Here is a 24,813-nt window from a genome sequence, read left to right on the forward strand (position 1 = left end):
GTTGAGAATCGAGGTGTTTGATCATGAAAATGAATAGTGTTGAACTCACAGAAACTCAGAAGGGGATTTACTTCGACTGTTTAGTCGATAATCCCCTTTCCTACAACATTTCTGCAACGATCGTAATCGAAAATTTACATGAGAAGCATTTCGAAAATGCATTGAAATTGGTGATCGGTGAGCAAGAAGCACTGCGAAGCCATTTGGAGATCGTCAATGATTATCCCTTGTTGGTGATACATAACGAAGCAAGCGTTCCGCTTGTGAAAGCGGATATATCGGCTGCGGCAGGTCAGAAAGAGGAACTGTTACGCGGTATGTTCGAAGAAGAGCTGGCAACGAAATTTGATTTGACGGCAGCCCCATTATTTCGAGTGAAGCTTATCAAGTTTGAATCGAATAAGCATTTATTCATCATTTGCATCCATCATATTGTCGCTGACGGATTATCGTTAGAGATGTTGAAGAAGAAGCTGATTGATTACTATAACAAATTGGTGAAAAAAGAGCCGTTCGTGTACAAGCGAGATACGAGCTATTCTGCTTACATAAGTAAAGAGAATACGAAGCTCACTAGCGGAGGGTACAGCAAGCAGAAACAATATTGGTTGGATAAAATGGAGGGCGCTGAACCGTTGGCACTCCAACCCGACTATCCCGCGCGGAATAAACAACAAGACATAGGTAAAGAGAAGCGGTTTGAAATCCCAGCTTCTATGATGAAACAAATCAACGAGCATTCGATGCAGCAAGAAGTTACACCGTTCATGTTTTTGCTTGCATCTTTCAGTGTACTTATGAATCAATACACACAAAATGAGGATGTCGTATTTGCATCACCATTCTCGCATCGTCCTAACTTAGATGTGGAAGAAACGATAGGCTGCTTCGTGTCAATGCTGCCCATGCGTTTCAACATCGCGAGCGAAGGTACATTCTCGTCAATCCTTGAACAAGTTTCAAAGGAATTTATCCAAGTATATAAAAATATCGGCTACCCGAACAATTTGATTATGCGTGACAGCCAGTTAATACCGATGCCAGGATCGCCTTCGATCCTGGATGTTTCTTTCGTGTACGATATTTACGAGGAAGTAGAAGGGGAGCATCTTGACGTTTCCATCGTGGATCAAGATGTTGTGACATTTCCAGGCAGCATGATGGTTGTATGGAATAAAACACCGGAACATGATCTGATCAAAGTTCAGTACAAACCGGATATGTTCTCGGAGCACTCCATGGAGTTGTTCGGCCAACGATTCCTGAAGCTATTAGAAGTATTGGTTGCCGATGTACATATAACGATCAAAGATATCCATTTGTTGCTAGAGAACGAAGAAGAAAACATTTTGTCCGATTTCAATCAAACCGTTTACTTCCCATATGAGCCGCAGCATGCGATCCAGCTATTTGAGTCTAGAGTAGTGAAGAACCCTAGCAATATCGCATTGATTGAAGGCCAGAGAAAGCTATCTTATGCAGAAGTAAATGCAAAGGCCAACCAATTGGCACGTGCCATTTTAAAGTATAAAAGTAAAGAAAATGAGTCAGTAGGCGTGCAGTGCCAACGCTCTATGGAGTTGGTCATTAGTATTTTGGCGATTCTAAAAGCGGGCTGCACCTATGTTCCGATTGATCCTGCTTACCCAGCAGCTAGAAAAGAATATATTTTCGAAGATGCTTCGATTTCTTTGCTGTTAACGACAGACCAACTGCCAACGGACTCGAATTGGAAGGTAGATTATATATTCCTCAATGATGCACAGACATTTAGCGGGGATGATAGCAATCTAGTAGAGCCATTAGATCCATTTAGCTTGGCATACATTATGTACACGTCTGGATCTACCGGTAAGCCGAAGGGCGTTATGGTAGAAAATCATAGTGTCGTCAATACCTTGCTGGATTTGGAAAGACGTTTCCCCGTACAGAAGGGCGATGTTTTTCTATTAAAGACGGCATTTACATTTGATGTATCGATTACAGAGCTTTTCGGCTGGTTTATGGGAGAAGGCTCGTTACTTATTTTAGAGCCTGAGGGAGAAAAGAATCCTCAGCTGATTCTGAATGAGATCTACAACCATCAAGTTACGCATATCAACTTTGTTCCTACGATGTTCCGCCTCTTCTTAGAGTTATTTGATATCGATGCTAATGTTGCCATGCTTCAATCACTGAAATGGATATTTGTTGGTGGAGAAGCGGTTACTCCAGATATTTTGCAGAAATTCTACGCACTTAACACCAATATTAAACTCGAAAATGTGTATGGGCCTACCGAATGTACGATATGGGTATCCCATTATTCGTTGCAAGACTATACAGGTTCAGCCAACATACCGATCGGCCAGCCTTTGAATGAGTCTCGCTGGTACGTCGTTGGGAAACACGATAATTTGCAGCCCATCGGCATCCCAGGGGAATTGTGCTTGAGTGGTGTAGGTCTGGCAAGAGGCTATTTGAATTTAGAAGAGCTGACGAAAGAAAAGTTCGTTCTTAACCCATTCTTCCGAGAAGGAATCGATCAGGACTGCTATCGCTATATGTATCGCACAGGCGATCAAGTACGCTGGCTTCCTAGCGGGACGATTGAATATTTGGGACGAATTGATTTCCAAGTAAAAGTCCGCGGTGTTCGGCTTGAGGTGACAGAGATTGAGAACGTCATGTCCGAGTATGAGGGCATTATTCAAGCTGTTGTCGTTGTAAAAAAGCAAGGCAATAATCCAGCCATGTTATGTGCTTATTATCTTTCTGAGCAAGAAATCCCGGTTACGGAGCTAAAAGCACATTTGTCCAAGCAGTTGCCATCCTATATGATTCCTACGTATTTCGTTCATAAGACAGAGCTTCCTCACAACAACAGCGGCAAAATTGATCGCAATGCACTGAAAAAAGATGTACAATTTCTGGCCGCCGATTCGCATGCTGACTATATTCCGCCAACAACCGAAATGGAGAGTGTAATTGCTGCTGCGTGGCAAGAGACGCTGTCTATTCCTCAAGTTAGCCTCGATGATAACTTTTTTGATATCGGTGGCAATTCACTGACCTTGATTCAACTGCATAACAAGCTTAGGAAACGTTTGAGCGTTGATTTCTCTATCACGTTGTTTTTCCAACATCCAACGATTCGTTTGCTAGCCGAGCATTTTACCAAAGAAGAAACCGAGACGATTACGAACCGCGAATCTCATTTTACAAGGGATGACAAGATCGTTCGTAAAGATATCGCCATTATTGGTATATCGGTACATGTGCCTGGAGCAGACAGCGTACATGAGTTTTGGGACAATTTGAAAAATGACAAAGAGAGCATTCATTTCTATACCGATGAAGAATTGAAGGATCTAGGTATTCCTGTGGATGTGATCCAATCTCCTAATTATGTGAAGGCAAAAGGACGGATAAACGACATCGATAACTTCGATGCGCCGTTCTTTGATTATACACCTGGTGAGGTTCGTATGATGTCGCCGCAGCTGCGTCATCTCTATCAAGGGACATGGGAAGCACTTGAGGATGCAGGTTATTATCCGGGGTCCACTTCATCCAGAATCGGGATGTTTATCGGTGGCTCCGATGATTTTGAATGGTATCGCAACGTGCTGTTTGCAGACAATGACTATAGTGAAAAATATCAGGCATTTACGCTGAGCACGAATCACTTTTTAGCGACGCGAATTGCCTACAAATTGAACATTAAAGGACCGGTGTACTCGGCGCTTACAGGCTGCTCGACGACATTGGTGACGCCGCATTTGGCGTGCCAATCGCTTATTTTGGGCGAATGTGATCTAGCTGTGGCAGGGGGCATTACGATCGAGCTGCCGAATGAAGGCGGATATTTCTATGAAGATGGCATGATGTTCTCCCCAGATGGACACTGCCGACCATTTGACGCTAAAGCACAAGGTACGATGTTCTCCAACGGTATGGGGCTCGTCGTGCTGAAAAGACTGGATGAAGCGTTGGCTGACGGCGATCAAATCTATGCGGTCATTAAAGGCTCAGCAATTAACAATGATGGCAATCATAAAATTGGATTTTTGGCGCCGAGTGTAGAAGGACAAGCAGATGTTATACAGCAGGCTTATCGTGTAGCAGGAATTGATCCTGAGACGGTTAGTTACGTGGAAGCGCATGGTACAGGGACATCGCTCGGTGACCCGATCGAAGTAGAGTCGTTAACGAAGGCATTCGCATCGGACAAGAAGCAATTTTGCTTATTAGGCTCTGTAAAAGGAAATGTAGGGCATACCGATACAGCAGCTGGCGTTGTTGGTCTTGCCAAGGTAGCGCTCAGCATGAAGCATCAATATATTCCTGGCACGGTGAATTATAACGAACCGAATCCGAAGATTGATTTCGCGAACACGCCTTTTTCTGTAACGAATCATGGGCTTGCATGGGGAGATATGGAGATGAAACAAAATATCATTCGTGCTGGCATTAACTCCTTTGGTGTAGGGGGAACGAATGCACATATGGTGCTTGAGCAGGCTCCTACGACAGGGGATAGCAGTCCTGATGACAAAGTGAATTTGCTTCTATTCTCAGCAAAGAGTACTTCATCCCTCGCAGCTACTTCTAATAACGTCGTTAACTATTTATTGCATGCCAAAGAAACGAGCTTGTCGGATGCAGCTTGGACGTTGCAAGTTGGAAGACAGCCATTTACGTACCGCAAATCGTTAGTTGTGAATGAAAGCTTTTATAGCGATCCGAACCATGTTCTCCAAGCTCTAGGAGAGAGTGTCGTAACAGAGGCGGCATTAGGTAATGGTCCCGTTTATTTTATGTTCTCTGGTCAAGGCAGCCAATATCAAGGGATGGGACGCGATCTCTATTATTCAGCAGAGCGCAGCGCTATTTCTAGTTTGTTTAAGCGTCATATCGATCACGTTTACAGCTGCTTGGCGGATGCTGAACGAGCGGCGTTTATCGAGATTATTTATGGAGATCAGAATCCGCAGCTGATCAACCAGACGGAATATAGTCAATTTGCTTTATTTGCTACGAGCTATGCACTGGCCAAATCTTTGATGGATATTGGCATTCAGCCAGCGGGTATGCTTGGCCACAGTATCGGGGAAGTGACGGCTGCGACGGTCGCTGGTGTATTTGAGCTCAAAGATGCAGTGGACATCGTCAGATTCCGTGGACAAGTGATGCAGAAGCAGCCACCAGGCGTCATGCTTGCGGTTATGGCTGATGCGCAAGTGGTTAAGCCTGTGCTGGAAGCAGATGTGTCGCTAGCTCTGGAAAATACAACGAATAGCTGCGTAGTTGGTGGCAGTGAAGAAGCAATTTCACGCTGCGAGAAACAACTAGAGAAGCTGGGCTGGAAGTGTATGCGCGTGAAAACCTCGCATGCTTTCCATACGCCAATGATGGCAGATGCCGCACGGGAGTTTCAGGCTAAGCTGGCAACGTACAGCTTGCAGGAGCCTAAAATACCTATCGTTTCGAATACGACAGGTACATGGGTTCAGCCACTGGAAATGACGAGCGTTGAGTATTGGTCGAAGCATATTTTAGAGCCGGTTCAGTTCGCAAAAAATTTATCGGAAGTGCTGAAACAGGAACGGATTGTCGGTATTGAAGTAGGAGCAGGACGTACACTGAGCACATTTGCAAGACAGCATGAGCAGCATGCGGCCGGAAAACATAGCTTTATCAATTTGATCCGTCATCCACAAGAAGTAGACAACGATGTGGAATATATCAATAAGAAACTCGGTGATATTTGGTCCGCAGGTGTTGAAATTGACTGGTATGCGTGTAAAGGATCGGCTGTGCGCAGAAGAGTTTCACTCCCGACTTACGCCTTTGAGAAGATGTCTTTCCCAATCAATATTCAAACTGCATCTGCACCTCTCGTATTGGCACAAGAACCGATTGAACTGCCAAATCGATATATAGCCGCAGCTGGGATTTCACCTATAAGGGAGAATAAAGGCGATATTCTCGATCTGGTAACAGAGGCTTACAAGTCGGTATTTGGATTTGATTCCATTCAGGCTGAACAGAACTTTTTCGCGCTAGGCGGAGACTCCTTAAAAGCAGTCAGCCTATCGTCATCCATCAAGCATTACATTGGCGTCAAAGTGGATGTAGGCGATTTATTTAAATATCCATCTCCAGGTGCATTAGCTTCTTATTTGAATACGAGCACCGTGCAGACTTCGAATGCGATGCGTATTCGTACGGCGGACAAACGAGACTACTATCCGCTTTCATCGGCACAGAGCCGCATGTTTGCTTTGTCTTTGCTGGATAAAGACAGTGTCGCGTACAATCTTCCGTCTGTAACGAGAATTAAGGGTCGCTTGGATAAGGAGCGGTTGGAGCAGACGTTTGCGAAGCTGATACAACGACATGAGTCGCTGCGGACCTCATTCCATATTCAAGACAATCAGCCTGTTCAGATTATTCATCCGACAGCTGATGTTCCTATTGCTTATTCAAGTAAAGAGGTGTCCAGCGATAACGACATTTATCCACTCGTCCATTCGTTTATACAACCCTTTGATCTTGAGCAAAGGCCATTGTTTAGAATTGAGTTGGTGAATATCGGGGAAGATCATTCCTTGTTATTGTTTGATCTGCATCATATTATTGCGGACGGTACGTCTGTTGAAACGATTACGAGGGACTTTAATCAGCTGTACTTCGGTGGAGAACTTCCAACGATGCTGCAATATAAGGATTATGCCGTGTGGCAGCAGGATTACTTGAAGTCTCAAGAAATGAAGCAGCATCGAGATTATTGGCTCGACCAGCTAGGAGATGATCTGCCTACCTTAGAGCTGCCGCTTGATTACAAGCGACCTGCTGTGAAGGAGTTTGTAGGCGGTAGAATTCATTTCGGCTTGGACAAGCAGCTAAGTGCCAAGCTGATCGAATTCGCGCAGGCTACTGAATCGACCTTATTTATGGTGCTGCTGAGCGCTTGGAACGTGCTGTTGTCCAGATATTCTGGGCAAGAGGATGTTATTGTGGGCACTCCAGTCACTGGCAGAACACAAGATGAAGTAAAAGACACGGTCGGCATGTTTATCAATATGTTGGCGATGAGGAACTTCCCGCAGCACGATAAGACATTTATCAGCTTCCTGCATGAGGTGAAAGGAAATGCATTGCGTGCTTACGAGCATCAAAGTTATCAATTCGATGACTTGGTTGAGCAGCTGCAGCTGAAGCGGGAATTAAATCGTAATGCTTTATTTGATGTAAGCTTTGATTTTCAAAATATGGAGCTGCATGATCTCGAAGTTGATAACATTCGGTTCACGCCCATTCCATTTGATACAAAAACAGCTGCCTATGACTTGGTCATGACTTGCCAAGAGGACAAGAAGAATCAAATCATTGGCGGATTCCTTGAGTATTCCTCTAGTATTTTTGCCAAGGCAACTGCGGAACGAATGATTGAGAGCTTCAAATGCATCCTTCAGCATGTGATGGAGGATCAGGAAGCATTGTTGTGGCATATTAACCTCGTCTCTCCAGAAGCGAAGCAGATAATGATACATGACCTTAACGACACGGCGTTGGAGTATAATCCTTCACTGTCGATTCAACAAATGTTTGAACGCAATGTAACCAACCATCCTGACAAAGTAGCGTTGTTGACTGCTGGCGGAGGGCAGTTTACGTATCAGGCATTAAATGAAAAGGCGAATGCATTGGCTTGGCATTTGATCCAGCTTGGTGTACAAGCCGATTCCGTTGTCGGCATTATGCCGGAACGAGATGAGCACTTATTAATCGCGATTTTGGCTGTGTTGAAGGCTGGGGGCGCCTATGTGCCGATTGATCCGAATTTTCCAAAAGAACGAATCAATTACATGCTGTCAGCAAGCGATATAAACGTGTTGATTACGTCGAATGCATTGCAGGAGTCCCTCGAATATGACGGTACAATCGTCGATTATACGAGTCAGGGTATTTACCATAACAACAGCAGCAATCCAACACCGCTAGTAGATAAAGGGCGATTAGCTTGTGTAATCTTTACGTCCGGCTCTACAGGAAAACCTAAAGGAGTCATGGTTAACGAAGGCTCTATGGTCAACTTTATTCAGGATATTTTGCATCGAAATATTTTCGAGCATGAAGATGATCGTGTTATTTGTGTAACGACATTGTCGTTCGATATTTTTGGATTTGAGTCACTCGTCCCATTATGCACGGGTCATTCGATTTATTTGGCGGATGAACTCGAACAGATGGACCCTGCGTTAGCGAATCAAAAAATTGTTGAGCATAACGTGACACATATTTTAAGCACCGTTTCACGGATCAAAGCTTTCGTAGAGAATCCAGAGTTTGCGCAGGCTTTGAAACAGCTGAGATGTATTTTGAGCGGCGGGGAGAACTATCCGCTTGCCTTGCTGCAAGAGCTGCAGCAGCGATCTCAGGCGAAGCTGTTTAATATGTACGGACCGACGGAGACGACGATTTGGTCGACTACGAAGGAACTTACACATGCCGATTCGATTAATATCGGCATGCCAATTGCCAACACGCAAGCTTATATTATGAATCCGGCGGGTAAGCTGCAGCCTATCGGTGTGTTTGGTGAATTGTATATTGCCGGTAATGGACTTGCGCGTGGTTATTTAAATAACGAAGAAGAGACGAATCATAAATTTGTTACCGTGTCCGAACTTCCACATACACGTCTTTATCGTACGGGCGATCGGGCTAGAATGAACGAAAAAGGCGAGATTGAGCTGCTGGGCAGATTGGATACTCAGATCAAAATTCGAGGCTACCGCATTGAACTGGCAGAAATCGAAAAAGTGATCCTGAGCCATAGCCGTATTCGACAAGCCGTTGTGACGGTGATGGATGACAAGCTAGGCAATAAGCATCTTGTCCTTCACTATTGCACAAGAGATGCAGGGGCTTCTTCAAATGAAGACAGCTCGTGGCTGAAACTATGGTTGAAAGAACAATTGCCACACTACATGATACCTTCCTACTATTCACATCTAGAAGAAATGCCAGTGCTGCCTAACGGAAAAATCAATAAAAATGCGCTGCAAATACCAGTCGAACAAAGTGTATCCGTAGAAAAAGAAGTCATCTTGCCATCGTCCAACTTGGAGCGCGAGTTGTTGGCTTGCTGGAAAGAAGTACTTAACTTGAATCAAATCAGTATTCGAGATAATTTCTTTGACGTGGGCGGCAATTCGTTAGGCTTAATACTCGTCAACAATAAGCTGACTTCTATATTGGGGCGCTCCATTCCATTATTGCAGATGTTCCAATATCCGACGATTGAATCCTTGGTGAAAAGTCTTAAGGAAACGGAAATACTTGATACGACTACTAGTACAAATGTAAGTTCAAGTACTAGTGCAAGTGCAAGTGCAAATACAAATACAAATACAAACGTGAGCGCAGGTGTGGGTACAGGGCCAAGCATAAGTGACGAGATAATTACCCATGCTTCAGCTTCAACGCCATACAAGAAAACTGCCTCGCGAGACATTGCTGTTATCGGAATGGCCTGCAAGTTCCCAGGCGCGAACAATACGGAAGAGTTCTGGCACAATATTCTCAACGGCGTGGAGTCGATCACGAACTTTACAGATGAAGAGCTATTGCAATCTGGAATTGATGCCGACACATTATCGAATCCAAAATATGTACGGGCAAAAGGCTACTTGGACGGCATTGAATATTTTGACTCAGACTTTTTTGACTATCCGTACCAGGAATCGAATATGATGGACCCGCAAATTCGCATTCTTCATCAGTGCGTATGGGAAGCGTTGGAGCATGGCGGCTACAATTCTTCTACGTATGCTGGCAAGATTGGCTTGTTTGCTGGCAGTGGTTCAAGTTTGCCGTGGATGACGCGATTTTTAGGGCGTCAGCATGATTTCCTAAGCGCGTTTGAAGCGTTGACGCTGAATGAAAAGGACTATTTAACGACACGAGTATCCTACAAGCTGAATTTGAAAGGGCCGAGCTTCAATATCCAAACGGCATGCTCTACTTCATTGGTGGCCATCCATCAGGCCATCCAGTCGCTCATCAACGGAGAGTCCGATATGGCGATTGCAGGTGGTGTATCCATTTCCTATCCGAGAAAAGAAGGGTACTTGTGGCATGAAGGGATGATTCTTTCTAAGGACGGGCATTGCAGACCGTTCTCTGATGATTCATCGGGTACCGTTTCTGGCAATGGGTGCGGTCTCGTCCTGTTGAAGCCGCTTGATGCAGCGAAGCGAGATGGAGATGCGATTTATGCGGTGATAAAAGGCTCAGCCATTAACAATGATGGAACCGAGAAGATTGGCTATACTGCGCCGAGTGTAACGGGACAAGCTCATGTCATTGATGCTTCACTCCGTCATGCAGGCGTACCTGCTGAGGATATATGCTATCTGGAAGCTCACGGAACAGGGACGAAGTTGGGCGATCCGATTGAGATCGAAGCATTGAAGCAAGCTTGGCATACGAATAAACGCAATTACTGTGCAATTGGCTCTGTGAAGGCGAATATTGGCCATCTGGATGCTGCTGCGGGTGTAGCTGGATTTATTAAAACAGTGTTGATGCTCCATCATCGGACAATTCCTCCACAAATTCATTTCAACAAGACGAATCCGATGATCGATATGGAGAATAGTCCGTTCTACATATCGACAGAAGCGAAGAGTTTGAAGGCTTCGGAGCAAACGCTGCGAGCAGGTGTCAGCTCGTTTGGTATCGGTGGAACGAATGTGCACGTTATTGTCGAACAGCCTCCACTGGAGCATAAGAACAGTTTGTCAGAAACGATCAATATTTTGCCATTCTCGGCACGAACAGAGACTGCGTTGTCTGTTACGAGTCAAGAGGTTGTGAGCTATTTACAGGAAACTGATGCGCTGAATCTTTCAGATGCAGCGTGGACCCTGCAAGTAGGTCGTAAAGCATTCGAATACAGAAAAGTACTCGTCGTGAAAGATTCGCTTCGCAGACATAATGACGAAGCGATAGCCGATTTTGTCAGCAGTCCAACTGCTAAGCTGGATGATATTACGAGAACGGTCGTATTTATATATCCAGATGAGGACAGCTATTCCTTCGGCATGGGTAGAGACTTATACGTGTCGGCCTATAACAGTAAAGGCTCCGAAATATATAAATCTTATGTAGATCAAGTTCTCTCGCGGCTGCCGAGAGAGGAACGCGAAGTGTTGAAGCAAGTGCTCCGCGGTGATGAGCGGTATATAAACGAGGACAATACGATAAATCGTCATTTAGCTGTGTTTGCTATCGGATATGCACTGGCGAAGACACTGATTCACGTAGGTGTTATGCCTGGGTTCTCATATGGTCAGCGTATCGGGCAATTATCCGCGATGGCGGTGGCAGGCGTGTTGAGCCTTGAAGAGGCGATTGCGCAGCTCAAAAGTCATCGTGTGCATCATGTTCATCAAATGGATGAGATTGCCGCTAGCTTGAATGGCGAATTATCCGACAGAAGACTGCCTCGCACAACGTTAATCACTTCGGCTGAACGATTGGAAGAAACATTAGCTGATCAGAAGGCGCTGTTGATCACGTTAGGTGCGCCTAGCCTTCTAACAGCGGGCGACCTGGAAGGCGTGTATTCGGCAGAAGTGCATAAGTCGCTGCATCTGATCGAGCACTCTAAAGAGTCGAAAGAATCGGTAAGTAGCAGCGATGTTGTCCATTTCAATCAGGTACTGGGCAGCATATGGTGTTACGGAATCGATATCGATTGGCAGGCATTAAAAGGAGATGCCATTAGAAGGCGTATTCCGCTGCCAACGTACGTATTTGACAAGAAATATCATGATCATGATGTTTCACTGTTCCAGATGAGTGGCGGCGGTCAGCATCAGAACAACCCAAATGTCAGCACTGTTGGGCTTGTGCCCGCAGGTGAGCTGGATCGAGAAGAAGCAACTACTCAATTGTTAGCTCGTATTTGGCAAGAAACGTTAGGCTGTGATGAGGTTCGTCCAGAAGATGACTTCTTTATCCTTGGCGGACACTCCTTGAAAGCTATCACGTTAGCTGCGCAAATTCAGAAGTCTTTCTCAGTGGACATGCCATTGACCGATATTTTCAATCGTCCACGTTTTCAGCAAATGGTAGAATGGCTGCTCAATAACAGAGCAGAACAGCATTCAACCACGATTACTGCGATTGAAAAGAAGGATTACTATGCAGTTTCTTCGGCTCAGAAGCGTATGTATGTGGTGAATGAAATGGTTGGCGAAGCGGTGCCATACAATCTCGCTTCCATCTATCTGGTTGAGGGCTTAGTAGACAAAGAACAATTCAAGAGCGTAATAGACGAACTGGTACGCAGGCACGAAGCGCTTCGCACAAGATTCATTATGATCGATGGAGAGGCAGTGCAAATTATTGAAGATGAGGTTCCTTCCATCGTTGAGTTTGGCACCTCTACGGAAGAGCAGATTCATGCGGAACTGCAAAGCTATGTCGTTCCGTTTGATCTATCGCAGGCGCCATTAATGCGAGTGAGATTAACAAGCCTCAGTGAAGAGAAGCATGTGCTGTTCATTGATATGCATCATATTATTACCGACCAAAGTTCAATCGCAATATTGCTGAAGGAAATCGCTGCGTTGTACAGCGGACAAGCCCTACCAGAAATCTCGATCCAATATAAAGACTTTGCAGCGTGGCAAAATCAATCTTTTGCTGGCAAAGAACATGAACAGCAAATCGCATATTGGAAAGGTGAGTTTAGCGGTGAAATTCCAAAGCTGGACCTAATTACAGACTTTAGAAGACCGCGCATTCAATCCTATGAGGGAAAAAGCATGACGTTCGACATTGGTGAAGAACAGAGTGCGCACATCCATCAATGGAGTAAGGAGCAGGGCGTAACCCCATATATGATCTTTATGGCGGGGTTGAAGCTGCTCTTATGGAAGAGTACAGGACAGACCGATTTGGTAGTTGGAACAGGCATTTCGGGACGTCGTCATGCTGATCTGGATATGGTCGTCGGCATGTTCGTGAACACGTTGGCGATACGCTCGCAAATTAACAAAGAGCTCACAATGGCCGAGTATGTGCACGATGTGAAGCAGAAGATGATTAAGGCGTATGACAATCAAGACTGCCAATACGAGATGTTGGTTGAACTACTAGATCTTCCAAAAGACTTGTCGCGAAATCCATTATTCGATGTCGTGCTGAACTATATCAACATGGGCACGGAGGAACTGTCGATCAACAATGCGGTGCTTACTCCGTGGGAGCTGGATGACATCGACAGTAAGTTCGATATGACGTGGACCATTTTAGACAAGGATGGCAGGTTTGAGCTGGAGCTGGAGTATAAGTCCACCTTATTTAAGCACGAGACGATTGAATCATTTGGCCATAGACTGCTGCTTATTTTATCAGCGATTACCGCTCAGTCTGATAAGAAAGTAACGGAACTATCGATTGTTAGTCCAACGGAGCGACAGTGGCTGCTGCATGATCTTAATCAAACAGCGACTGATTATCCGCGCAATCAATCGATTGTGCAGCTCTTCGAGGAGCAGGTGGAGCTTCATGGTCAACGAACCGCCTTGCTCTGGGACGATGAAGAGATTAGCTACTCGGAGTTAAATGAAAGAGCGAATCTACTAGCCTATCAGCTAGCTAAGAAGCAAGTAAAGCATGGTGACTATGTGGCTATTTTGCTAGAGCGCGGTCCTTTGCAAATAATTAGTATTCTTGCTGTTTTGAAATGCGGCGGGACCTATGTACCGATAGATCCGGAATCTCCAGAGGCGCGTATCAACTTTATTCTACAGGACAGCGCTGCATGCTTGCTGTTGACGGAGTCTGCATTTGTATCGAGCACCACGTCTACTACTCCTCGCCTATTGTTGGATGACAACGAACATCTGTCCGAGACGAATGAAGATAAACAGGACTCTAGGAATGGTACTTTCCCTTGTGGTTATGCCGAAGATACGGTCTATGTGATGTACACATCAGGTTCAACTGGAATGCCGAAAGGAACGATTATTACACATCGCAACGTCATCCGTGTAGTGAAGGAAACGAACTTTGCAACAGTACTGCCGACGGATCGATTACTTCAACTATCCAATTATGCATTTGATGGCTCGGTGTTTGATATTTTCGGAGCGCTGCTTAATGGAGCGAGTCTCGTTCTTATTTCGAAGCAGGATGCAATTGAAATTTCAAAACTGGCTGCGTTTATTGAGGAGAAAGGGATTACTACCTTCTTTGTAACAACGGCACTGTTCAATATGCTAGTGGATTGGGACGTTACATGCCTCAACGATGTTCGTAAAGTTTTAATCGGTGGAGAAGCTGCATCCTTGAGCCATGTGAAAAAAGCGCTGAATGCTTTGGGTCCGGGTCGAATTGTTAATGGCTACGGACCAACCGAGAGCACGTTCTTCGCGACCTATTATCCAATTGATTACATTGCCGATGATGTGCAATCTGTCCCTATTGGTTATCCGTTGGCGAATACGACCTTGTACATTTTGGACGAAGAGGGTCAGCTAACTCCTTCAAATGTTCCTGGAGAACTTTATATTGGCGGTGACGGTGTAGGTAAAGGATATTTGAACAGAAATGAGCTGACCGAGCAGAAGTTTATCGACAATCCGTTTGAAGACGGTGGCAAGCTGTATCGCACAGGAGATCGGGTATGGCGTATGCCATCAGGCGAGATCGGGTTTATCGAACGAGTGGATTTCCAAATTAAAATTCGCGGCTTCCGGGTCGAGCTTGGCGAAATTGAGAATCACATCAAAAACATTGCAGGCGTGCAAGAAGTCATCGTGATTGCTCAGAAGGACAAAGCAGGCAGCCTCTACATTGCTGCTTACTACACACTAGATGAGGGTGTACATGTAGAGCCAGTTCAAATCCGATCGCTTCTGGCAGATACGATTCCAGACTATATGATTCCTGCAAGAATCAAGAGAATGGAGCGCTTGCCTCTAACGTTAAATGGAAAAATTGATCGCCGTGCGCTGCCTGAGATTGAACAACAGATAGGGCGTTCGTTAGCTCATGCTCAAGATGCAGCGCGCAATGAAGCGGAACAGATTATTCTATCGCAAATGCAGCAGGTTCTCGATAATAGCCAAATTGGCATTAAAGATGACTTCTTCCGCTCGGGTGGACAGTCGATCAAGGCAATTGCTCTCGTTCAGGCTTTGGCGAAATTGGACATTACCGTGATGGTAAATGAAATCTTCCAATACCCAACGGTAGAAGGGCTTGCTGCATTACCTAGTGTGAAACAACGGTTCGCTCACCCTGTGGAATCCGCAATGAAACGATCCAAATCTGTGATCGTCGAAGGCTTTGCTACGTTGAATGAACAGCAGCAGCGTTTACTAGTCGAACATGTGTCGCGTACATGTTCCATGGTTTCGTCACTGCTTACTTCCTCCGCACGTATAGCGGAATTCCCATTATCACCTGTGCAGCTCGTTCATACGACACTAGGGTCGAGTGGAAGTGGATTTACCACTTATGTGGATGGGGATTTGGAGGAGCAGCAGCTCAAACAAATACTGCGAAAAGTGATCTGCGATCATCAGTTGCTTCATTGTGCTATGAAGGAAGCAGTGTCGACGGAATCAATCGCTTTAACCGATTCCACTAGGTCGCTTGTGTGGAGTGAATGTGATATTTCGGGGGTTCAATTGTTACTTGAGAAGCATATTCCTTATCTAGACTTGCGCGAATATACGCAGCAAACAAGGGATCTTGTCATCGAGCAATTAGGTTCAGCCTTATTGTCACAAGATTATCAAATAGGAGCACTTCCTTGGCGACTATGCTGTGTTCGCGTAAGCCAACAATCCCATTATGTAATATGGGGATTCGATCATGCTGCTTTCGACGGAATGAGCGCTGAAGTCATTCGTCATCACATTCAAATCGAAGCTACTGGTGATGAACATGTTCAGCAGTCGGGTGAGTCTGAGTCTCCACAGAAATATAAGGATTATGTATCGCTGCTGCAAGCTGGGCCGCAAGGGATTCAGGAGACGGACATTATCGCACGCTTCGCTCTCGATGCATGGAATGATAACAATCATCTAGTAATGGAGAAATTGGCAGCGATGAGACATCGCAATGACAAAGAAGTTCACTTGAATATTCCATTGCTTCATGTAGATGGCGAGGATTTGTGGTGGTTCTCCTTTGAACTAGTGGTTCAATTGCTCAGAGCATATACAGGTGTCCGTGATATCCCGCTAGCGATTGTGAACTATGGCAGAAGCTATCAGGACACAGACTTCTACAACTGTGTTGGTGAGTTCCTGGATATGATTCCGCTCGTTATTGGGGAAGAACAACCAAGGTCCAACAGTCTGGAACGCATGCAATATTGCCGCGATCATGCGATTAATTTCCTTTCATTACTTTATGATGCCAAGTTAGCTGAGAAGTTCCCTGACGTAGTCTCCTTGCTTCTATCGGCCTATCAGAGCAATGAGCAGCTCAAGCAGCTCGTATTGTTCAACTTCCAAGGTTTTGTTTCTAAACAGGAGCGGCATGCTTTTGAACAGGCGCTAGGAGAAAGAGATGGTGATCGATTGGCAGCATGCATGGTTACGGTGAATTATGATGAGGAGTATTTACGAATCTCGATAGATTGCTCAAGCGGGATCGATACGGATTTACTTAATGACATTATGGAAACGAAATTGCTTGCGCATTCAGAAAGGCTGAGCACTGACAAATTTGCGGAGGTGGAAAATGGGTAAGAAAGCGATCCGACATGGCAACAAGGTTACGCTTCCTGAACAATACAACACGCTCGCTGACATGCTTGTCTATATTGCAAATCGACATCCGCATAAAGGGATTACGTATGTGGATTCCAACGGAAATGAGGATTTTGAGTCGTATCCAGCGTTGGTGGAGCAAGCTCGCAAATATCTTACGGCACTCCGCCTCCAAGGGCTGAAGCCAAGAGACGTTGCCATTTTAGAAATTGATAACCCAAAAGAATTTTACAGGGCGTTCTGGGCATGTATGTTTGGCGGGATCATTGCTGCACCTGTGAGTAAACCAACATCTTGGGCACCTGATTCCAGAGGGATGCTCAAGTTCACGAAAGTGTGGGAGACCTTAAACCAACCACTCGTTATCGTAGAAGAACAGCTTCGTGATCAGTACAAGCAGCTCCAAGATAGCTTTATCTTTTCTGGGCTTCGGTATATATCTACAGCTGAGCTGCAAACCGATGAGCTAGCAGATAAATATCAATCAGAGCCAGATGATTTAGCTGTGCTGCAATTTTCATCGGGTAGTACAGGCATTCCGAAAGGCGTCCAGCTTACCCACCGCAACATTATTTCGAACAATATCGGATGCAAAAATGGTTTAGGTCTCGTAGAGGATGACGTCTCCTTCACCTGGATTCCTCACACGCATGATATGGGACTATTTTGCCAGCACCTAACGCCAATTTTAAGTGGCACGAAGCTTGTTGTACTTACTCCTTACAGCTTTGTACGCACACCGTATCTCTTCTTGAAAAAAATTACGGAGCACAAGGGAACTTGGTTCTGCTGCACAAACTTTGGCTATGAATGGATGACGCAAAAAGTACCTGAATCGAAACTGGCAACATTAGATTTGTCTTCTTTACGACTGGCATTGAACGGGGCGGAGCCGATTTCCTCCGCCGTCGTTCAGAGGTTCGCTGAGAAATTTGCGGTATGCGGCTATAAGTCCAATATGATGTTTCCTGCTTACGGAATGGCCGAAGCGACCGTTGGGATTGCGATGTCGACAATAGGTGCAGAACCAAGGTTTGAAAAGGTCGATCGCGCAAAATTAATTAATGATCAAATGGCTGTTCCTGTTGATGCTAGCGGCGGTGAAGAAGGCATTGCATTAGCGCATGAAGGGTATCCCTTGGACAGCATTAGCCTCAGAATTGCCGACGAGCAGGGGAATGTACTCGATGAATATTGTGTAGGCGAGATTCAAGTGCAAGGTGATTCGGTCACATCGGGCTACTATAACCGCGAAGATCTATCACAGGAACTGTTTGTAGACGGATGGCTGCGTACGGGCGATCTTGGCTTTATGGTCGATGGTTCATTAGTTGTGAGTGGAAGAATGAAAGATATTATTTTCGTTCGCGGTAAAAACTTCTTTGCGCATGATTTGGAAGAAGTCGTCTATGAAATAGAGGAGATTGCACGCGGGAATGCTACCGTCGTGGGTCTTACGAATGGTAAAACCGAGCAGGAAGAATTACTAGTGTTTATCAAATACAAGTCCAGTGTGGAGAAGTTCTTGTCCATACGTGAGCAAGTTATTCGACAGCTTAATGAATCATTAGGCATTGAGACGACGCATGTTATCCCGATTAAATTGATTCCCAAAACTTCAAGTGGCAAAGTACAGCGCTACCAGCTAAGAAATGACTATGAAAATGGTGAATATGATGACGTGCTGCGTGATATCGAAGCAGGGCTTGGCAAGAGCCAATCCAATGAGCGAGTTATTCAGCTGCCGCGCAATGAGCTCGAAATTTTCCTTCATCAATCATGGTCGGAAGTGCTGAATATTGCTGCTCCCAAAATTTCAATCGACGACTCGTTCCTATCGTTAGGCGGAAACTCGGTTAAAGCCTATCAGTTGCTGGGTGCTATTGAGCAATATGTGGGCCGAGAGATTGGACCTGAAGTGTTAGTTCGCTGTAAGACGATAGGGGAGACGGCTGAGTACCTACAGTCATTGCCTGCAAAGTCATCTGCAAATAAAGCTGTTGAATCGACGAGGAATGAGCAGCTGTATCGTGAGCAATTAAACGACCAATCAACCTCAACGGTGGATCAACACTCTACTCAACCATCAAACGTTGAACAAAGGGATAACTCTCAGCACAATCATCAACTAAATAGTAATAGAACAGTTGCCATTACAGGCTTAGCCTTAAGACTGCCTAACGCTTCATCCCAAGAGGAATTTTGGGCCAATCTTTGTTCGAAGAGAGACAGCATTATCAAAATTAGCGCGAAGCGCAAAAGGCAGGCCAACAGACCAGATTGGGATGATTGGATCGGTGAGCTTGAACATATTGATGAATTCGATAATGACTTCTTTGATATTTCCGACGAAGAAGCCAAGTTTATGGACCCTCAGCAGCGACTCCTCATAGAAACTTCCTATGAAGCGCTTGAGGATGCGGGCATCATTACGGATGAATCCGATGAGCGCAATATCGGCGTATACGTCGCTAGCAATGTGAGCACGTATTTTGACCAGCTTATCGATTCATTGGGCAAAGTGGAACTTAACCACATTCATCAAAATGCGATGGTTGGCAATATGCCGAATATTGGAGCAGCTATCATTGCTCATTTGTACAATTTCACCGGTCCTGCCTTAGCGATCGATACGGCGTGCTCCTCCTTCTTGTCAGCGCTGCATCATGCAGTAGCTGCAATTAGACACAACGAAGTGTCCGGTGCAGTCGTTGGCGGCGCCAATATCTTGACGACTCCTAGTGTACATTTGTTATCCCGCAGAGCAGGAATATGCTCGACTACCAATCATACGAAAGTATTCGATAAGGAAGCGGACGGCTCGATTATCGGAGAAGGTGCAGTTGTCGTTTATTTGGAGCCACTTACGCAAGCTGTTCAGGCAAATAAAAATATATATGGTGTCATTCGCGGCACGGCAGTGAACAACGATGGCTATTCACTCAGCATTATGGCCCCGAATCCGAAGGGGCAGCATCAAGTTCTGACGAAGGCCTATCGCGATGCTAATCTTGCACCTGAGGAAGTTAGCTATATTGAGGCGCATGGTTCAGGTACAACGATAGGTGACCCGATCGAGATCAATGCGTTGACGAAACTATTTTCAACAAAAAAAGAAGAGAAAGCACCACGTATCGGAATCGGCTCTGTCAAAACGAATATTGGACATCTATTCCCTGCATCAAGCGGCGCAAGTCTAGCTAAAGTGCTGCTTAGTATGAAGCATAAGAAGCTTGCTCCTAGCTTGCATATGAAGGAGGTTAATCCTGCCCTGCAGCTGGAAAAGACACCTTTCTATATTGTGAAAAATGTAGAAGATTGGTCGGTGGAAGAGAAGCAAACGCGCAAAGCGGGAATCAGTTCGTTTGGATTAGGCGGGACAAATGCGCATATTGTGCTGGAGGAGTGGACAGCTCCTAAGGCGGTAACGGAAGCTTCAGAACCGCAGCAGTCTTATCATTTGCTAACCTTCTCAGCGAAAACGGAATCGGCGCTCGAGCAAATGATTACCGAGACGAATCGATTACTAACGAGTTCTTCACCTGAAGACATAGCTAATCTCTGCTTTACTCGCAATCGGTATAGAAAGCATTATGAATATCGCGCTGCCTGTCTCATAGCTACTAGTGGTGGAACCAATTCCTTAACGGCATTAAAGAAAGGACTAGCATTCCGACATCGGAAAGCGAGAGTAAGTCTGCTTATCGGCGAAAGAAGTCTAGCAGGCGGGTACGACTATGTTACTAATCAATCGAACAATTCTGGCTTCCATCAACTACATGACGTAGAAGTGAGCAGTACGGTATCTGATATTGAAGTACAGGCAGATGCTCAGACGAATGAATTGGCCTATGTATCGTACTGGCACACTTTCATCTCACAACTGGAGCAAATGGGAGTCAAAATGAAGGGAATTAGCGGCGCCCAGTCCGGTCAAGTTCTCGCGGATTATTTGAATGACGCGATAGATTTGCCTCAAGTCGTGGATCGCTATGTGCAATATGGCCGCTGCAACAGCAGTGTTAGCAGCGAACAAAATGAACTTAGTCCTATAAAAGCTGACGTTGTCCTCTTGATCGGAACGGTACCAAAAGCGCTATCCGATGCTTGTAAAGGACAAGTTATTGCGATAGATCCGGAAGGTGACAGTTCGTTGGAAGCTCATCTGTTATCCGTATTGAGTGAATTGTATATTGCAGGTGCGAATGTAGACTGGGAGCAGATTTATCCTGATGGTTCGGGTAAACTTGTGCATTTGCCGTCATATCCATTCGAGCGCAAATCACACTGGATTCATGAATGGAGAGGAGAATAACGATGACGAAAGACGACATTATTCTATTTCTTAAAATGGAGATCGCTGCAGTGCTAGAGCAAGATCATAGTGAAATTGATGAGGACGTAAACTTTCTGAAAATTGGTGTTTCTTCGATCCAGGCGTTGAAAATTATTAATCGTGCTAGAAAAAAGCTGGACATCGACATTAGCCCTGTTGCGCTGTTCGAGTACAAAACGATTGCCGAATTCTCTGGCTATTTGCATGAATGCATGAGTGAGAAGGTGGTCTAGGTGAGTACGGAGACGATACAGCAGAATGTCATTCAAGAAGTGGAACAGTTTGTGGACGAGGAAATCCGTCCCTATGTGAATCAATTCGAGGAACAGTCAGGGATACCGTTGGAGCTTATTCGCAAAATGGCGGCTAAAGGTTACTTAGCCGCTCCTCTTCCTTATCAATATGGCGGCTTGGGATTGGATCCAGTCTCGTATGGTCAATTTACGGAAGTGTTTGGCAAGGCTTGTCCTGCTACGAGAAGTTTGATTACGGTACACACTTCGCTGGTGAGTGAGACGTTGCTGCGATTTGGAACGGAGGCACAAAAAGACAAGTGGCTCCCCAAATTAGCAAGTGGAGAAGTGATTGCAGCATTTGGCTTGTCTGAACCTGATGTAGGTTCGGATGCGAAAAGCATTAAAACAGTGTGGCGAGAAGAAGCTGAACACTATGTGCTGGATGGCGTTAAAAAATGGATTACGTTTGGCGACATTGCTGATGTATTTGTTGTTATTGCATCGAATCAAGGCAAGAGCACTGCTTTTATCGTGGAGCGCTCTTTCCCAGGCGTCACGACGAAACGAATCGAAGGATTGATGGCAGGGCGTGCTACTTACCTTGCGGAAGTACATTTGGATAGCGTCGAAGTACCGAAAGAAAATGTATTAGGGAAGGTGAATTTTGGCTTTGAGTATATTGTTTCTACTGCACTGGATAATGGACGTTACAGCATTGCATGGGCAGGAGTTGGAATTGCACAAGAAGCAGTCGACGCAATGGTGACCTATGCTCGGAATCGGATTCAATTTGACCAGAAGTTGAGTGATTTCCAGCTAATTCGAGGCATGATTGGAGATAGTGTGACGCAGGTGCATGCGGCGAGAGCGCTATGTTTGCGGGCAGGGGAATTACGGAAAGCCAGAGACAGTAAAGCGACGATGGAAACGACAATGGCTAAGTATTTTACCTCAAAAGTGGCCGTAGATATAACGAACAACGCCTTGCAAGTTCATGGTGCGAATGGATTCACGAATCAGTATCCAGTAGAACGCTTGTACCGCGAAGCGAAAGTGTTAGAAATTATTGAGGGCTCCTCCCAAATGCAGCAGGAAATCATTTCTCATTACGGTTTAAGACAGTATTACAAGAGGAGCAAAAAACGATGAGGTATGCGCTGTTGTTCCCAGGTCAAGGAAGCCAGTATATCGGCATGTGCAAAGATCTCATAGAGCAATACCCGGTTGCGGCTGGCGTGTTTGAAGAAGCAAACGATGCATTGAACATGGATATCCGCTCTCTCATTCTTAACGGCAATTTGAAAGAGCTCACTCAATCTGACCATGCGCAACCAGCGGTAGTCGCTGCAAGCTATGCTTTATTTCGAGTGTTCCAGGAGCAAGTAGGAGCAGCACCAGATTGTATGGCTGGCCATAGTTTAGGGGAAATATCTGCGCTTATTGCTGCTGAAGCTCTATCCTTTGCTAACGGCGTCTCTTATGCAAGGAAGAGAGGGGCTATTATGCAGCGCGTCATTCAGGAGAATAAGGGCAGAGCCGGTATTGTTGTAGATATGAAAGAAGAGGTGCTCGACAACATTATTGAGTCGATTCAAGGCAATGATTATGTGGCCATATCCGGATATAATTCGCCCAATCAATTTATCGTCGCTGGCAATCAGACGGCACTTCGAAAGTTGGATGAGGAAGTAAGCAAGCTGGGAGGGGACTTTATCCCTTTCCGCATGATGCCAATGAAGGCGGATGCACCTTACCATAGTGCGCTGATGGCTTATTTGAAGCCAGAGCTGGAAGAGGCATTAGCTTGTGTTTCATTTGCACAGACGAAGCTGGATGTGTGGTCTACTGTAACAGGTAAAATCATTGAGCCAACCGATTCGATTCCTACAATACTAAGCAATCAGCTCATTCTACCTGTGAAGTGGAACCAAGTTCTCACCAAGATGAGTGATGCAGGCGTGCAATCGTTCATCGATATCGGGCCACAGCAAATTACGAGGCACCTCGTGAAGGAGAACGCATTGCTTCCTGTTTGCTTCTCATTTGATGATGAAGAAGATCGGATACAAATTCTGAGCTTATTAAAAAAGGAGGCGCTCACGTAATGGCGTTAAGCAACATGCAGCTGTACAACCAGCGTGTAAAGGCAAAGTTGCCGGGCGGCGTGCATTATAATTTCCATATGCCATGGGAAGAGACGCCGATTCATTTTGTGAAGGCTCGCAACAGTAGATTATGGGATATGAATGGCAATGAGTATTTGGACTTCTATGCTAGATTTGGTTCTCTAATTATCGGGCATGGGAATGAGGAATACAGTGAGAGTTTAAAAGAAATGATTGATCGCGTGCTTTCAGTAAGCCACTGCGATCTCGATGCAGAAGCATTAGAGCTGATTAGCAAATATGTTCCTTCTGCGGAAATGATCCGCTTCGGCGTATCTGGCACGGAGATTGTTCAGAACGCGCTGCGATTAGCGCGTGCGTGGACAGGGAAAAATCGCTTTGTGCGCTTCGAAGGCCATTATCATGGCAATGCCGACAATATTATGGGTGGTAAGGTGCAGAAGAAAGGTGATGCTCCGATTCCTACCGAGTATTTCGGCGATTTGAAAGGTACGGCTGGTCGAGCAAAAGATGTGCTAGAGAGCCAATCCTATCTTGTGCCTTGGAATGATGCAGAAGTATTAGAAGAGCTGCTGCTGAAAAATGGTGATGAGATTGCCGCTATTATTATGGAGCCAGTTTGTGTAAATGGCGGAGGCGTTATGCCGGCAGAGGGCTATCTGAAGAAAGTGAGACAGCTGTGTGATGATCATAATGTCGTACTCATTTTTGATGAAATCATTACAGGGGTCCGTATGGGGTTAGGCGGTGCTCAAACGTATTTCGATGTGAAGCCAGACCTTACGACTTTGGGTAAAGCGATTGCTGGTGGCGGTGTGCCAGTTGCTGCGCTTGTGGGCAGGAAGGAAATTATGCAGCTGCTCGTGGATAAGAAAGTCATTCATGCAGGTACGTTTAACGGTTATCCATTGGGCACGGCGGCAGTCAAAGCAACACTTGAAATTTTGAGCAGAAACAATGGTGAAGCCTTAACGAGTATGAACAATAACATGCTTCACATTCACGAGTTGATGAAAGCGGAGGCTGCGGCAGTTGGACTACCTTTCGTTATTCAAGGTCCTACTGCTTGCGCATCCTATCATTGCTGCAACGAGGTTCTTAAAAATACGTCTGACTATACGTTCGACATTATGTCCCTCGATATTATGCTTCATACCAGCCTAGCGAAACACGGCATTCTCGTATCTACGATTTCAAGATTATACCCTAACATATCGCTCAGTACAGAAGACATTTCTTTTTTACGTGAACGAATCGGCAAAGCGTTTGTCGAGACAAAAGAAATCTTTGACGAAGTATTTGAATCGATAAATTAATCCGAT

6 protein-coding genes are annotated in these 24,813 nt (G+C 45.3%); all 6 read left to right on the forward strand.

All coding sequences use genetic code 11. The features are described 5' to 3' along the window. Window positions 1–23: 23 nt before the first annotated feature. From FPZ44_RS00500 to FPZ44_RS00525, 6 genes are read left to right on the forward strand one after another with little or no spacing between them, the layout of a single operon-like run. Complete coding sequence (locus FPZ44_RS00500) at window positions 24–16,772, forward strand: non-ribosomal peptide synthetase/type I polyketide synthase (protein ID WP_144986387.1); 16,749 nt, start codon at window positions 24–26, stop codon at window positions 16,770–16,772. Then, window positions 16,765–21,108, forward strand: coding sequence for a beta-ketoacyl synthase N-terminal-like domain-containing protein (locus FPZ44_RS00505; protein ID WP_144986389.1), 4,344 nt, complete (start codon window positions 16,765–16,767; stop codon window positions 21,106–21,108). The genes FPZ44_RS00500 and FPZ44_RS00505 overlap by 8 nt, the downstream gene beginning before the upstream one ends. 2 nt (window positions 21,109–21,110) lie before the next feature. Beyond that, entirely contained in the window at window positions 21,111–21,362 is a 252-nt protein-coding gene (locus tag FPZ44_RS00510) for an acyl carrier protein (RefSeq protein WP_144986392.1), read from the forward strand. Then, window positions 21,363–22,514 (forward strand): acyl-CoA dehydrogenase family protein, encoded by a 1,152-nt coding sequence (locus FPZ44_RS00515; RefSeq protein WP_144986394.1) that lies wholly within the window; start codon window positions 21,363–21,365, stop codon window positions 22,512–22,514. Beyond that, complete coding sequence (locus FPZ44_RS00520; protein WP_144986396.1) at window positions 22,511–23,470, forward strand: ACP S-malonyltransferase; 960 nt, start codon at window positions 22,511–22,513, stop codon at window positions 23,468–23,470. Before FPZ44_RS00515 ends, FPZ44_RS00520 begins: the two co-directional genes overlap by 4 nt. Then, on the forward strand, window positions 23,470–24,807 hold the full coding sequence (locus FPZ44_RS00525; protein ID WP_144986398.1) for an aspartate aminotransferase family protein: 1,338 nt from the start codon (window positions 23,470–23,472) through the stop codon (window positions 24,805–24,807). Before FPZ44_RS00520 ends, FPZ44_RS00525 begins: the two co-directional genes overlap by 1 nt. Window positions 24,808–24,813 lie beyond the last annotated feature (6 nt).

Origin of the sequence: Paenibacillus agilis (assembly GCF_007786455.1) — a bacterium.
GTDB classification, from domain to species: Bacteria; Bacillota; Bacilli; order Paenibacillales; family Paenibacillaceae; genus Paenibacillus_B; species Paenibacillus_B agilis.

What these genes read in the sequence shown, in the direction of transcription:
- FPZ44_RS00500 (WP_144986387.1), top strand. Translation starts at nt 24, where the DNA reads ATGAAAATGAATAGTGTTGAACTCACAGAAACTCAGAAGGGGATTTAC.
- FPZ44_RS00505 (WP_144986389.1), top strand. Translation starts at nt 16,765, where the DNA reads ATGGGTAAGAAAGCGATCCGACATGGCAACAAGGTTACGCTTCCTGAA.
- FPZ44_RS00510 (WP_144986392.1), top strand. Translation starts at nt 21,111, where the DNA reads ATGACGAAAGACGACATTATTCTATTTCTTAAAATGGAGATCGCTGCA.
- FPZ44_RS00520 (WP_144986396.1), top strand. Translation starts at nt 22,511, where the DNA reads ATGAGGTATGCGCTGTTGTTCCCAGGTCAAGGAAGCCAGTATATCGGC.
- FPZ44_RS00525 (WP_144986398.1), top strand. Translation starts at nt 23,470, where the DNA reads ATGGCGTTAAGCAACATGCAGCTGTACAACCAGCGTGTAAAGGCAAAG.